Genomic DNA, 13,469 nt, shown 5'->3' on the forward strand with positions numbered 1-13,469 from the left:
ACTGCCGACCACCACTCACGCCGACGGGCCCCCACCGATCACCGGTGGGGGCCCGTTCGTTCGTCGTCCGGCCGTAGCGTCAGGAGTTCTTGGCGCTGGACCACTTCACCTTGGGCACGAGGTTGTCCAGGTTCACCCGGTGCTTGTTCTGCTCCACGATCGGGAACAGCGACTCGATCAGCGTGTCGGAGAGCAGGTGTGGCTTCAGGCCGAGTTCGAGCAGCCCCGTGTGCTTGACGTTGTAGTAGTGCTCCTCGAGTTCCCACCGCGGGTTCTCCAGGTAGTCGATGTCCACCGACCCCGGATAGGTCTCGGCCACCAACTCGGCGAGCTGCTTGACCGAGAAGCTCTCGGTCATCTGGTTGAACACCCGGAACTCGCCCCGCTCGGCGGGGTTCTCGACGGCGAGCCGCAGACACTCGACGGTGTCGCGGATGTCGAGCATGCCCCGCGTCTGCCCGCCCTTGCCGTACACGGTGAGCGGCTGCCCCAGCGCGGCCTGGATGACGAAGCGGTTCAGCACGGTGCCGAACACGGCGTCGTAGTCGAACCGGGTGGCCAGGCGCGGGTCGCGGGCGGTCTGGTCGGTCTGCTGTCCGTACACGACACCCTGGTTCAGGTCGGTCGCACGCATGCCCCAGATGCGACACCCGAACTCGATGTTGTGCGAGTCGTGCACCTTGGTGAGGTGGTAGAACGAGCCCGGCTTCTTCGGGTAGAGCACTCGGTCCTTCCGACCGTTGTGCTCGACCTCCAGCCACCCCTCCTCGATGTCGAGGTTGGGGGTGCCGTACTCGCCCATGGTGCCGAGCTTGACCAGATGGATCTCCGGGTCGATCTCGGCGATCGCGTACATGACGTTGAGGTTGCCGATCACGTTGTTGTGCTGCGTGTAGACGGCGTGCTCGCGGTCGATCATCGAGTACGGGGCGGCCCGCTGCTCGGCGAAGTGGATGATCGCGTTCGGCTCGTACTCCCGCACGACGCGGTACACGAAGTCGGCGTCGAGCAGATCGCCGATGTACGCGGGGATCTCCTTACCGGAGACCTCCTTCCACGCCGCCACCCGAGTGTCGAGGTCCTCGATGGGGACCAGACTCTGGGAGCCGAGCTCCTCGTCGTACCTTCTGCGCGCATAATTGTCGACGACGGCGACGTCGTGCCCGCAATCCGAAAGGTGGAGGGCTGTCGGCCACCCCAGGTATCCGTCACCACCGAGAACGAGGACTCGCACGACTCGACTGCCTCCAGATCGTCACTTCACGGTGCACCGGTTCCAATTTCCGTTCTGGTGCACTTCTTTCGCCTGTTGATGGCTCTACCGTGTACCACTCGGAGCCACGGATCAACCCGCCCGGAGGATACGAACGTTCCCCTGCCACCCGGATGGCGGGTATGCACAATGGAAACGTGAGCACCGCTACCTCGGCGGCCGAGGAACCTCCCCCGTCTTCGACGGACCGTCGCCCCCGGCTTCTGGTCCGCCTGTTCCGGGCCGCGACGAGCTCTGCTCTCGCCACCGGCATCAGCCAGGTCAGCCTCATCGGACTGCTGTGGTGGGGCGCCGCACCCGCCCTCGCGAGCGCCGTGGCCTTCGTGGCGGGCGCGATCCCGAACTACTTCCTCGCGCGGCGGTGGGCGTGGGGACGCCGGGGCACACCCGCCGTTCGGCGGGAACTACTGCCCTACTTTCTCGTGATCGGACTCACCGGGCTCGCCTCGGTGGGACTGACCACACTCGCCGGCCACCTCACCGAACCGCTGGAATTGTCCGGGTTCGTGCGAATTATCGTCCTCGACGCCGTCTTCCTGGCCGGTTACGCGATCGTTTTCGTCATGAAGTTCGCACTGCTCGACCGGATCGTTTTCCGCCGCGCAGGACGTATTCACGTAGCCAAGTCCCCAACATGACACGCGCGTAATTCGCCCCGTAGGGGATGCTGCGTCCCTTCTTGCTGCGGCCATTGTTGCGCAGCCGCATGGTCATGGGCACCTCCAGCACCCGCGCGCCCCGCGCCATGACTCCGAGCAGCAGCTCCGACGACTGGTACTGCGGCTCGCGCAGGGTGACCGACGTGGCAAGCTCCGCCTTCATCGCGCGGAAGCCGAACGACGTGTCGGTGACCTTCTGCAAGGTCAGCACGGTCGCGAGCCACGAGAACACCCGCACGCCCAGCCAGCGGATCGCGCTGTCGTGCTGGTAGCTGCCGAGCCTGCGTGATCCCGTCACGAAGTCGGCCGTGTCGTCCAACAGCGGCTTGACCAGCATCGGCATCTCGTTGTTGTCGTACTGGCCGTCGGCGTCGGTGGTGACGATGTAGCGCGCACCGGACTCGGACGCGAGGTGGTAGCCGAGTCGCAGAGCCGCACCCTGGCCTCGGTTGCGCGAGGCGACGCACACGAACGCGCCGGCCTCATGGGCGATCTTCGCCGTGTCGTCGGTGGCGCCGTCGACCACGACGAGGGTGGACACCGGCAGATCGCCGCAGTGCGTGGGCATCTCGCGCAGCACCGCACCGATGCCCTTTGCCTCGTTGTAGGCGGCGATCACCACGACCAGCGGCGTCAACGGGCTGTTGCCGTAACGCTGCCGGAAGTCGGCGACGGCCGCGGCGTCGACGTCGTCGGGGTAGTCGTCCAACGTGGTCCTCCGTGTTGTCGTCGCGGCGCCGGGGTCGCGCGGCCTCAACAGCGCAGCGAGCCCGAGCGCTCCCCCGAGCGGGAGCAACACCAGCGCCGGTAGTTGGTACCGCCAGGAGAACTCGAACGACGCGGCTCCCAGCAGGATGATCGAGCCACTTCCGGTGGCGAGGAAGGCGGCGGCCCTCAACCCCGCTCGACGCGTCCTGCCGACGCCGAGCGCCGCGAGCAGGCCGAGCACGGTGAACACCGCCAGCACCGGCCCCCATGTGTACCCACCACCGAGCTGGTAGGCACGCAGGAACGCCGTCAAATCCGGGTTCGCGCGGGGCGGTGTCCCGTCGTAGGCGTAGGTCGTCTCGTTGTACGCCTCCAGACTGGAGTCGCCGACGTTGTAGTAGGGGTAGGTGAGCTGGAACTGCCAGCGTTGCACCGGAACGTCGTTGTGGTGCGTCTGCTTGATCGGATCGAAGTTCTTCGCGAAGTCCCGCAGGATCGAGACGACGAAGTCGACCGGCTGGTTCCGGATCACTTCCCTGGCGAACTGACTCGCCAGCTCCTCCTTGGACCGATCGTCGGGCAGCCCCTCCGGGGGCCAGTTCGGGTCGCCGTACACGTAGTGGGTGTAGTAGTCGACCCCGTACCGTTCCTCGAGCGGCACGTCGGGACAGAACAACTGCAGCCCGGCGTCGTCGGGGGGCAGTTCGTCGCAGTCGGCGATGCTGGCCGTGCGCCCGTACAACACGTTGTTGGTGGCACCGGTCAGCCCCCAGTACCCGGCCTGCGAGTAGAAGTACGCCGAGTACGGGAACAACACGGCCAGGACGCCGAGGACGCCCGCCGCGGTCCGCGCACCGATGCGCTTCCACCCACCTCTGCGACGCCAGGTGCCCCCCACCAACAGCAGATAGGCGACCATCGGCATCACGAGGGTGAACCCGATCGTTCGGGTGACCACCGCGAGTCCGAGAAGGACTCCCGCCACACCTGCCCGCCACCACGTCGGTTCGCCACGACCGAGCAGCGCCCACAGCGCGCCCACGAGCAGGGCCTGGAACCAGACCTCCGACATGAGCATCGATTCGATCTGGAGCTGGTAGGCGTCCAACAACACCGGCGCCGCGACGAGCGCACCGAGCCACGGCCGCGACGTGAGTCGCAGCGTCAGCGCGTACAGCGACACCGCGAGCAGCACACCCAACACGTGTTGCACGGTCTCCACGAACGCGAGACCACCGAGGGAGAGCAGCGCCTTCAGCACGACCGTGTACCCGAGCGGGTTCAGGTCGGTGGGCCGCAACGCGTCGAGGTTGCCGAGGTAGCGGAAGCTGTCGATGTACAGCAGCGCGGGCTCGTACGCCAGCCACACCAGCACACGGAGCGTGATGCCACCGGCGAGCAGGACGAGCAACAACCAGTGGCGGCGGAGGAAGCCGGTCACTCAGAACACTTTCTGCCTGTCGTGGTCGAGGAAGTACTGCCAGGTGGCCGCCAGCCCGTCGCGCAGGCTGTACGTCGGCCGGTATCCGATGGTCTCCGCACTGCGCGCGACGTCGACGACGACCGCGGGCATCTCCCCGCCGGGCGCGGGAACGTGTTCCACGGGGATCGCGGCACCGGTCACCTCGCGCACGGTGTCGATCAGTTCCAGCACCGACACCGACCGGCCCGCGCCGACGATCGCCCTGCCGACGTGCCCGCTGTCCCACGCCAGCTCGACCGCGCGGACCACGTCGTCGAGGAAGACGAGATCGCGGCGCTGTGTGCCGTCGCCGTAGACCTTCACTCCCCCACCCGACAGGGCGGCGCGCATCAGGCGCGGCACGAAGCTGTCCTTGTGGCTCATCCCTGGGCCGTAGACGTTGGTGAACCGCAGCGCGCACGTGGCGATGCCGTACGTGCCCGCGTAACCGGAGAGCAGCATCTCGCACGCCGCCTTCGTGGCGCCGTACGGCGTGAGCGGCTGCAACGGCATGTCCTCGGTGATGGTGCGCGTCCCGACGTCACCGACCACCGCATTGGTCGACGCCAGGACGAACCGCCGCACGCCGTGCATCCGCGCGAGTTCCAACAGTTCGTGGGTGATGCCGACGTTCTCCGCGTAGGTCTTCGCGGGCATTTCCTTGGACCGCAGCACGGAGGTGATGGCCGCCAGGTGCACGATCCCGTCGGTGCCCGGCACCACGGCGCGCTCCCGCACCTCCGGGTCCGCCAGGTCGCCCCGGATCGCGACCACGCCGTCGTCGTGGGTGGCGACCGGTTCCCGGTCCACGATCGTCACCCGCGCACCGCGCCTGCGGAACGCGGCGACCACCGCGCGGCCGATGAAGCCACAACCACCGGTGACCACGACGTGAGGCGACTCTGCATGCGTGGCGGAAGACATGAGGTCAACGTACCCAATGCGCCGAGTGGTCGAACCCATACCCGTGTCCGCAGCTCACGCACTCGTGTCCGCGCCCCACGCACTCGTGTCCGCGCCCCACGCACGCCTGTTCGCACCCCACGCACGGGTGTTCACCGTTCCGGGACACCGGCGCTCCGGACCGTCCCGACCGTCACGCGAACGCGATGAACAGGACCCCCACCCACGACAGGGCGGTGCCCGCGACGGCCCCGAGCACGATCCACCGCACCACCGGCACCCGCCGCCCCAACCAGAGCGACGGCGCGAGCCCGGCGGTGACGATCGCGGCAGCGACCACGGACACCCACCCGGCCGTCTCCGTCGCCAGGGACGACGCGAGGGCGAGCATCGCCACGACGACGAACACGGCGATGAAGGCGGCGGCGGTCAGCCCGGTGGCCCACGGCGTCGTGTCGACCGCCGCCCTCGCCGGAACGGGGGCCGGGCGCACCCCGGACCGTGGCGGATGGACGAGCGTCGTGCCGTCGGTCATGGGGTCGCGGTACCGAACGGGCTCGTCGAGCATCGACGCCACCCGAAGCGCGAGCTGGCCGCCTCGCCGCGAGACGACGGCACGGCCCGCTCCGCTGCCGGTGCGGCGGATGGCGGCGCACACTCGCGCCCACTCGTCGAGCGCCTCGGCGAGGTCGGCACCGACGAGTTCGTCGAGTCCGAGCGTGGCGGGACCACCGGCCGCGCGGCCTGCGCTCCGGGCGTCCGCGCGCCCCTGCGCGATCACCGTGACCTCCCCGCCGCCCTGACCGGTGTCCCCGGCGTTCCTGTCGACGACGTGGTCCTCAGCCGTCCCGGGGTCGGTGTGCCGCACGACGCCGACGATCACGGCGTGGTCGTCGCGCACCAACAGCTCGGCCTCATTCACACCCGCTCACCCGCGCTTCGCACCTCACCTCGTCAGCTCGTAGAACGCCACGGCGGCCGCCGTGGCGACGTTGAGGGAATCCACCCCGGACGCCATCGGGATGCGCACCGCCGTGTCGGCGGCGTCGAGGGCCACCTCCGACAAGCCGTGTCCCTCCGAGCCGAGCAGCAACGCGATCCGACCGGTTCCGCCCGCACACACGTCGCGCAACGCTACCGCGTCGCTGCGCGGAGTGAGAGCGGCCACGCGAAACCCGTGCCGCCGCAACGCGAACAGCGCGTCGGGCCAGTCGAGCCGCGAGGTGAAGGGCACTCGCAACACGTGCCCCATCGACACGCGAACACTCCTCCGGTACAGCGGATCGGCGCATCCCGGCCCCACCAGGACGCCGTCGACCCCGAGCGCGGCCGCGTTGCGGAACATCGCGCCGAGGTTCTCGTGGTCGTTGACGCCCTCCAGCACGGCGAGCACCGACGACGACTCGACGATCTCGGTGAACGACGGCGTGGGCGCCCGGTCCGCGACCGCCAACACACCACGGTTGAGGTGGAACCCGACGACGTCGGACATGGTCTGCGCCGACGTGACGTACGCGGGCACGTCGACCGCGTCGAGATCGTCCCGCAGCTCGTCGAGCTTGCGCGGCACCCCGAGCACGGCGCGCAACGGGTACGGGGACTCCAGCAACCGCCGCACGACCACGACACCCTCCGCGATGACGAGTCCGCGCCCTCCCGGCCGATCCGGTCGACGGTCGGCGGTCGTGAGGTCACGGAAGTCGTCCACGCGCGGGTCCGCCGCGTCGTCGATCTCGATCAGCTTCGCCACGCCTCGGAGTGTCGCACTCCTCCTTCCCGACAGGAGTCGGTGCTCCGAATGCTGGGTAGCCCGGGCGTACGAACGGACGTGATCATGCGCTGAGTTACGTGGAGGTGACAGAGTGCACCAGTTTGGCCGCTAGTCGTGATCACTGGGGTGTGTCAACGTTGCCGCCTGGCAGGGGGTCAACGCCAAGGCGTTCGGGTGAGCCGAGGCCGGACGAGGAGAAGGAACGACATTCCATGGGCAAGGACGTGTCACCGGACGCCGTCACCCCGAGGGACAGAGGGCGTTACCGCCGCAAGGTACAACGGTGCCTGGACACACTGGCGCGGATGCTCTCCGACGGCAGTTTCACGTTCCCGCGCAAGCACATCGGACTCGAGGTGGAACTGAACCTCGTCGGCAAGGACATGCAGCCCTCGATGTCGAACGCGGCCGTGCTCGGCGCGCTCGACGACGACGCGTTCACCACCGAGCTGTCGCAGCACAACATCGAGTTGAACGTGCCGCCGTTGCCGCTCGACGGGACCTCGGCGTTGCAGTTGGAGTCGCTGCTGGACGACTACCTCACCAAGGCCCGTCAGAAGGCCGCCGAGGCCGGCGCGCAGGTGGCGATGATCGGCGTGCTGCCCACGCTGCGGTCCGAGCACTTCGACCAGAAGTGGATCACCAACAGCGCCCGCTACTCCCTGCTCAACGACGAGATTCTCGCCTCCCGCGGAGAGAAGCCGCTGTTGTCGTTGGAAGGCGTCGGCCTGCCCGACCGGGCACCCGAACGACTGCGTTCGTTCGCGCAGTCGATCCTGCCCGAGGCCGCGTGCACGTCCGTGCAGCTTCACCTGCAGGTGGCGCCGGAGGAGTTCGCGGCCCACTGGAACGCCGCCCAGTGTCTCGCCGGGGTGCAGGTAGCACTCGGCGCCAACTCCCCGTTCCTGCTCGGCAAGGCGTTGTGGCACGAGACGCGCATCCCGTTGTTCCTGCAGGCGACCGACACCCGCCCCGAAGAGCTGAAGAACCAGGGCGTGCGGCCCCGGGTGTGGTTCGGCGAGCGGTGGATCACGTCGATCTTCGACCTGTTCGAGGAGAACGTCCGCTACTTCCCCGGGTTGCTGCCGGAGACCGACGACGAGGACCCGATGGAGACCTTGGAGTCGGGCCGGGTGCCGAAGCTGACCGAACTGCGCCTGCACAACGGCACCGTGTGGCGGTGGAACCGGCCCGTCTACGACGTGGTGGACGGCCGCCCTCACCTGCGCGTGGAGAACCGCGTGCTGCCCGCGGGCCCGACGGTGGTCGACATGATGGCGAACGCCGCGTTCTTCTACGGCGCCCAGCGCGCCCTCGCCGAGCAGGAACGACCAGTGTGGACACAGATGTCGTTCCAGGCCGCCGAGGAGAACCTCTACGCGGGCGCCCGCAACGGCTTCGACGCCCACCTGTACTGGCCGGGCATCGGCTGGATCCCGCCGGACGAACTCGCCCTGCGAGTGCTGCTCCCCCTGGCCAGGGAGGGACTGCGCAGCTCCGACGTCTCCGACGAGGTGGCCGACCGCTACCTCGGCGTCATCGAGCAGCGCTGCGTCCGGCAACGCACCGGCAGCGTGTGGCAGCGCGACATGGTGGTGCGGGCCGAGGAACGCGGTATGGACCGGGAGACGGCGCTGGCCACCATGGTCGCCCGCTACCTGGAGCTGTCGCGTTCCGGCGAGCCGGTGCACGCGTGGCCGGTCGACTGACGATCCCGCTCGCGCGACCTCGCGTGGATGTGTTGGGGGCAACAGCGTCTTGACCTCCACCTAACTCCACTTTGCAAGGTCAACTTCGTCACGCCCCGGTTAGCCGGTCCCACCGACGGCTACTAGGTTGGGCAGCGACGCAAAGGCTTGGTTCGCGAGATACGAAGGAGGGCTCATGCCCACGTACGAGCTTCCCGACCTCGATTACGACTACGGTGCCCTCGAGCCGCACATCTCCGGCGAGATCAACGAGCTGCACCACAGCAAGCACCACCAGACCTACGTCAACGGCGCCAACCAGACCCTGGAGAAGCTGGCCGCCGCGCGCGAGGCGAACGACTTCTCGTCCATCGTCGGCCTGGAGACCACTCTGGCCTTCAACCTGGCCGGCCACGCGAACCACGTCGTGTGGTGGAAGATCCTGTCGCCCAACGGCGGCGACAAGCCGACCGGCGAACTGGCCGCCGCGATCGACGAGGCGTTCGGCTCCTTCGACAAGTTCAAGGCGCAGTTCACCGCGGTCTGCACCACGATCCAGGGCAACGGCTGGGGCGCCCTGTCGTGGGACCCGGTGGGCAAGACGCTGATCACTCAGCAGCTTCGCGACCACCACAACAACCTCATCCTGCCGACCGTCCCGATCCTGCTGGTGGACGTGTGGGAGCACGCGTTCTACCTGCAGTACAAGAACGTCAAGCCCGACTACGTCAACGCCCTGTGGAACGTGTTCGACTGGGCCGAGATCGGTCGCCGCTTCGAGGACGCCCGCGCCGGCCGCAACGGCCTGCTGCTGGGCTGAGTCGGCCTGCCCGGCGCCGCCGGTACACGGCGCCGACCTCGACACGAACGAGGCCCCACACCAACCCGGTGCGGGGCCTCGTTTCGTTTCCCGAACTGACTGCCACTCCCACCACGAAGCGACGCGACTGAGGTTAGCCTAACCTCATCCAGCAGGCAAGACCTGGGCACTGATTCGCTTCCGCGCCCGGTGGGCCAGGTACCCGCAGACCAACGCCGCCACGAGCGCGACCGCCCCGCCGATGTAGAACGGCGAACGACCGCCGAACGTCTCGGCCATCCAGCCCGTCATCGGCCCGCCGATCGGATTCCCACCGATCAACACCAGGACGTACAGGCCCATGACCCGGCCTCGCATCTGCGCGCTGACCGTCGTCTGCACCAGCGCGTTGGCCGTGGTGAGGAACGTGATCGTGGCGAACCCGAGCGGCACGAGCGCCAGCCCGAACGCCAGGTACGTGGGCATGAACGCGCCCACGAACTCCACCGAGCCGAGTGCCGCCGCCGAGATCAGCAACAACCGCAGGCTCGGACCTTCCCGACTCGCCCGGCGCGCCGACAGCAACGCACCGGTGAATGTGCCCACGGCCAACAGCGTCGACAGCATGCCGTAGCCGTCGGCCTCGGTGCCGAAGACGTTCGCCGCCACGATCGCCAGCGACGTGAAGAACGTGATGCCGAACGTGCTCACGAAGAACACCAGCACCATGATGGTCATCAGGTCGGGCCTGCTGCGGACGTAACGCAGCCCCTCCCGTAGCTGCCCCTTCGCGCGAGCCACGGCGGGTGCGCGATACAGCTCGGCGGGATTCATCAGGGCCAATCCCGCGATCACGGCGATGGTGGTCACGGCGTTGGCGACGAACAACCAGCCCGTGCCCACCAACACGATGGCGAAGCCCGCGATGGCCGGGCCCACGATACGAGCCAGGTTGAAGATCGACGAGTTCAGCGCGACGGCGTTGGCGGCCTGGTCGAGACCCACCATTTCGGAGACGAACGACTGCCGGGTGGGCACCTCCAACGCCGACAGCGTGCCGAGCACGAAGGCCAGCGCGTAGACCTGCCAGAGCTGCGCCGCGCCGCTCAGCACCAGCAGGCCCAGCGCGAGCGCCTGAACCGCGACGCCCGCCTGGATGCCGATGAGAAGCTTGCGCTTGTCGACGCGGTCGGCGAGCACGCCGGCCCACAACGACAACAACAGCGTCGGCATGAACTGCAGCGCGACGGCGACGCCCAACGCCACCGGGTCGTAGCCACTGAGCTCGAACACCAGCCAGTCCTGGGCGATGCGCTGCATCCAGGTGCCGACGTTGGAGATGACCTGACCGCCGAAGAACAGGCGGTAGTTCCGGATCTTGAGAGACGCGAACATGCCCCGCGATCGACCGTCGTCGTCGACGTCGCCGCCGGGGCGTGGGGGTGCGGGTGAATCGGGGATAGCGGGCTGGTTCCGTCGTGTGGTCGCTTCGCTACCCGTGATAGTCACGCGGTGAAGTCGCCTCCCGTCAGAGGCATGGCACCCCGCGGCCCGCTAGCCGTGTCGTGCCATGCGATCGATGATTTCCGCTGCCTCGGAGAGCGTCTGGCGCTCCTCCTCGCTCAACTCGGCCAACCGCTGGTCCAGCCACGCCTCCCGGCGGGTGATCGTCGCGAGCACGTACTCGTTCCCGGCGTCGGTGAGCGTGACGATCGCCTGCCTCCCGTCGGTGGGGTGCGGGCTGCGCACGACGTAGGAGAGTTCCTCCAGCGCGGCGATGACCCGCGTCATCGACGGCGGCTGCACCCCTTCCCGGGTGGCCAGCTGTCCCGGCGTCATCGGCCCGCATTTGTGCAGGGTCGACAAAGCCGAGATCTGTGTGAGCGATAGGTCGGAACTCGCTCGCTGCGCCCGCAACCTGCGGTTCAGCCGAACGACGGCCAGCCTCAGGCGGCTCGCCAGCGACCGTTCGTCAGCAGTTTCCGACACATCCTTAGCATAACTCACGATTAGCCTTCCCTACCCGTTCAGCGGTGAGACGGCCGTCATGATCGCAGGCCCGAAACGGGACGTGTCGGGCGCGCCGCCCTGCGCACTCGTGTCCGCGCCCTGCGCACTCGTGTCCGCGCCCTGCGCACTCGTGTCCGCGCCCTGCGCACTCGTGTCCGCGCCCTGCGCACTCGTGTCCGCGCCCTGCGCACTCGTGTCCGCGCCCTGCGCACTCGTGTCCGCACTTCGGCGACGCACCTCGGGCTTTTGCCCGAGCTTCGTACGCGAAGTGCAGACACGCACACGGGAGCCGCAGACACGAGTACGCCAACTGCGGACACGCGTGCGCCACGCGCGGACACGCGCGGGCGCCCGCGGGACCTCGGGCGCCCGAGGGCTCAGTTCAGGGCTTGGCTGATCGGTTCGATCGCGAAGTACACGACGAACGCCGCGGAGGTGACCCACATCAGCGGGTGCACCTGGCGGGCCTTGCCCGTGACGAGCTGGATGAGCACGTAGCTGATGAAGCCCGCGCCGATGCCGTTGGAGATCGAGTAGGTGAACGGCATGACCACGATCGTCAGGAACGCGGGCAGCGCCACCGCGAAGTCCTTGAAGTCGATCTCGGCGATCTGCCGCACCATCATCGCGCCCACGACGACCAGCGCCGCCGCGGCGGCCTCGATCGGCACCGCCTGGTACAGCGGCGTGAAGAACATCGCGGCGATGAACAGCAGCCCGGTGACGACGTTCGCCAGACCGGTGCGCGCGCCTTCACCGATCCCGGCGGCCGACTCCACGAAGATCGTGTTGGAGCTCGACGAGGCGGCACCACCCGCGATGGCGCCCACGGAGTCGACGAACAAGCCCTTGCCGACGTTGGGCAGCTTGCCGTCCTTGTCGACGAGCCGGGCCTCGTGCCCGAGTCCGGTCATCGTCCCGATGGTGTCGAAGAAGTCGGTGAGCACGAGCGTGAACACCAACAGCGCGGCGGTGATCGCGGGCACCTGCACCCACGCGTCGAAGTTGAACGCCCCCACCAACGAGAGGTCGGGAAGGTCGAAGAGCGCGTCGGGCAGTGCGGGGTAGCCGAGGTTCCAGCCCTTGGGGTCGACGCCCTGGGACGGACCGGCGTGCACGATGGCCTCGATCACGATGGAGAGCACGGTGCCCCCCAGCACGCCGATGAGGATCGCGCCCTTGACGCCGCGGGCCACCAGCACGCCCATGAGGATGAGCGTCACGACGAACACGAACGTCGGCCACGAGGCGATGGAGCCGTCGATGCCGAGCTGCACGGGAACCGTGGTGCCCGCCGCGTCGGGGACCCGGCGCACGAAGCCCGCGTCGACGAGCCCCACGATCGCGATGAACAGACCGATGCCCACCGCGATGCTCGCCTTGAGATGTTGGGGCACGGCGTTGAACACCATGGTCCGTACCCCGGTGACCACCAACAGCATCACCACGATGCCGTTGACGACCACGAGCCCCATCGCGGCGGGCCACGTCATCTGCGGGGCGATGGACACCGCGACGAGCGTGTTGATGCCGAGTCCCGCGGCGATCGCGAAGGGGTAGTTCGCGACGATCCCCATGAGGATCGTCATGACACCCGCGACCAGCGCCGTCACCGCGGTGACCTGGTCGACCGGGAGGATGGCCCCGGTCATGTCCTTGGCGGCACCCGGGTCGTCGGCCGAGTAACTGCCGAGGATGAGCGGATTCAGGACGATGATGTAGCCCATCGTCACGAAGGTGACCAGCCCACCGCGCACCTCGCGGCCGATGGTGGACCCCCGCTCGCTGATCCGGAAGAACCGGTCGAGCGGCGACCGCTGCTTCTCCGCGGTCACATCTGACATCGCGCACCTGCTTCGTGTCGTCTCGGCAGCGGTAGCCTGTCCCGCGTGGACGAACCGAACAACCCACCGGAGACCGAAGGACGGCTTCGTCCTACGCCTGAACTGCCGCCATCAGTGGTCAGCCTCTGGATACCTGTGACCATCGGCACGGTCTGCTGGCTGGTGGCCTTCGTCGTGCTGTTGGTCGTCGGGGTCCACGGCGTGTGGCTGTGGACGACCCTCGCGGGCGGCGGGCTCGGCCTGGTGGGCATGGCCATCATGGTCTGGCAGCGCGCCGCGTCCCGCAGAGGGTCGCGTTTTGCACAACGAAACCTTTAGCACAGTCACCAGACGTTCCTTCACCTGGACCACA

12 protein-coding genes are annotated in these 13,469 nt (G+C 68.2%); 4 read left to right on the top strand and 8 right to left on the bottom strand.

All coding sequences use genetic code 11. From position 1 onward, the window contains the following. Window positions 1-79: 79 nt before the first annotated feature. The gene (locus JAV51_RS01590) at window positions 80-1,234 is read right to left on the bottom strand and encodes an NAD-dependent epimerase/dehydratase family protein (protein ID WP_197318772.1); all 1,155 of its coding nucleotides are present in this window, start codon (window positions 1,232-1,234) and stop codon (window positions 80-82) included. Window positions 1,235-1,386: 152 nt separating this feature from the next. Between JAV51_RS01590 and JAV51_RS01595 the strand changes: the two genes are divergently transcribed. Beyond that, the gene (locus JAV51_RS01595) at window positions 1,387-1,911 is read left to right on the top strand and encodes a GtrA family protein (protein WP_197318773.1); all 525 of its coding nucleotides are present in this window, start codon (window positions 1,387-1,389) and stop codon (window positions 1,909-1,911) included. Here the strand turns inward: JAV51_RS01595 and JAV51_RS01600 are convergent. From JAV51_RS01600 to JAV51_RS01615, 4 genes are all read right to left on the bottom strand, one after another. Next, window positions 1,835-4,081, bottom strand: coding sequence for a glycosyltransferase family 2 protein (locus tag JAV51_RS01600; protein ID WP_197318774.1), 2,247 nt, complete (start codon window positions 4,079-4,081; stop codon window positions 1,835-1,837). The two genes, JAV51_RS01595 and JAV51_RS01600, sit on opposite strands and share 77 nt — an antisense overlap. After that, a complete protein-coding gene (locus JAV51_RS01605) occupies window positions 4,082-5,026 on the bottom strand; it encodes an NAD(P)-dependent oxidoreductase (protein WP_197318775.1) in 945 nt (314 codons plus the stop codon). A gap of 172 nt (window positions 5,027-5,198) precedes the next feature. Then, on the bottom strand, window positions 5,199-5,927 hold the full coding sequence (locus tag JAV51_RS01610; RefSeq protein WP_197318776.1) for a DUF2537 domain-containing protein: 729 nt from the start codon (window positions 5,925-5,927) through the stop codon (window positions 5,199-5,201). A 24-nt stretch (window positions 5,928-5,951) separates the two neighbouring features. Then, window positions 5,952-6,755: an RNA methyltransferase gene (locus JAV51_RS01615; RefSeq protein WP_197318777.1), complete on the bottom strand. Its 804-nt coding sequence runs from the start codon at window positions 6,753-6,755 to the stop codon at window positions 5,952-5,954. 233 nt (window positions 6,756-6,988) lie between these two features. On the opposite strand from JAV51_RS01615, the gene JAV51_RS01620 reads away from it, so the two are divergent. After that, window positions 6,989-8,485: a glutamate-cysteine ligase family protein gene (locus JAV51_RS01620; RefSeq protein WP_197318778.1), complete on the top strand. Its 1,497-nt coding sequence runs from the start codon at window positions 6,989-6,991 to the stop codon at window positions 8,483-8,485. A gap of 175 nt (window positions 8,486-8,660) precedes the next feature. Further along, window positions 8,661-9,284: a superoxide dismutase gene (locus tag JAV51_RS01625; protein WP_197318779.1), complete on the top strand. Its 624-nt coding sequence runs from the start codon at window positions 8,661-8,663 to the stop codon at window positions 9,282-9,284. Window positions 9,285-9,428: 144 nt separating this feature from the next. On the opposite strand, the gene JAV51_RS01630 is transcribed toward JAV51_RS01625, so the two are convergent. From JAV51_RS01630 to JAV51_RS01640, 3 genes are all read right to left on the bottom strand, one after another. Then, window positions 9,429-10,772 (bottom strand): MFS transporter, encoded by a 1,344-nt coding sequence (locus JAV51_RS01630; RefSeq protein ID WP_197318780.1) that lies wholly within the window; start codon window positions 10,770-10,772, stop codon window positions 9,429-9,431. Window positions 10,773-10,817: 45 nt separating this feature from the next. Next, window positions 10,818-11,252 carry a MarR family winged helix-turn-helix transcriptional regulator gene (locus JAV51_RS01635; protein ID WP_197318781.1) on the bottom strand — a complete coding sequence of 145 codons (435 nt, stop codon included), beginning with the start codon at window positions 11,250-11,252 and terminating at the stop codon, window positions 10,818-10,820. Window positions 11,253-11,650: 398 nt separating this feature from the next. Then, window positions 11,651-13,117: an NCS2 family permease gene (locus JAV51_RS01640; RefSeq protein WP_197318782.1), complete on the bottom strand. Its 1,467-nt coding sequence runs from the start codon at window positions 13,115-13,117 to the stop codon at window positions 11,651-11,653. A gap of 102 nt (window positions 13,118-13,219) precedes the next feature. Between JAV51_RS01640 and JAV51_RS01645 the strand changes: the two genes are divergently transcribed. Beyond that, window positions 13,220-13,435, top strand: coding sequence for a DUF2530 domain-containing protein (locus JAV51_RS01645; protein ID WP_197318920.1), 216 nt, complete (start codon window positions 13,220-13,222; stop codon window positions 13,433-13,435). The last annotated feature ends 34 nt before the right edge of the window (window positions 13,436-13,469 follow it).

The organism is Saccharomonospora sp. NB11 (genome assembly GCF_015910535.1).
Taxonomy (GTDB): domain Bacteria; phylum Actinomycetota; class Actinomycetes; order Mycobacteriales; family Pseudonocardiaceae; genus Saccharomonospora.

Excerpts from the sequence above, each read along its gene's own strand:
- JAV51_RS01640 (WP_197318782.1), bottom strand. The coding sequence starts at position 13,117 with ATGTCAGATGTGACCGCGGAGAAGCAGCGGTCGCCGCTCGACCGGTTC.
- JAV51_RS01605 (WP_197318775.1), bottom strand. The coding sequence starts at position 5,026 with ATGTCTTCCGCCACGCATGCAGAGTCGCCTCACGTCGTGGTCACCGGT.
- JAV51_RS01625 (WP_197318779.1), top strand. The coding sequence starts at position 8,661 with ATGCCCACGTACGAGCTTCCCGACCTCGATTACGACTACGGTGCCCTC.
- JAV51_RS01620 (WP_197318778.1), top strand. The coding sequence starts at position 6,989 with ATGGGCAAGGACGTGTCACCGGACGCCGTCACCCCGAGGGACAGAGGG.
- JAV51_RS01595 (WP_197318773.1), top strand. The coding sequence starts at position 1,387 with ATGGCGGGTATGCACAATGGAAACGTGAGCACCGCTACCTCGGCGGCC.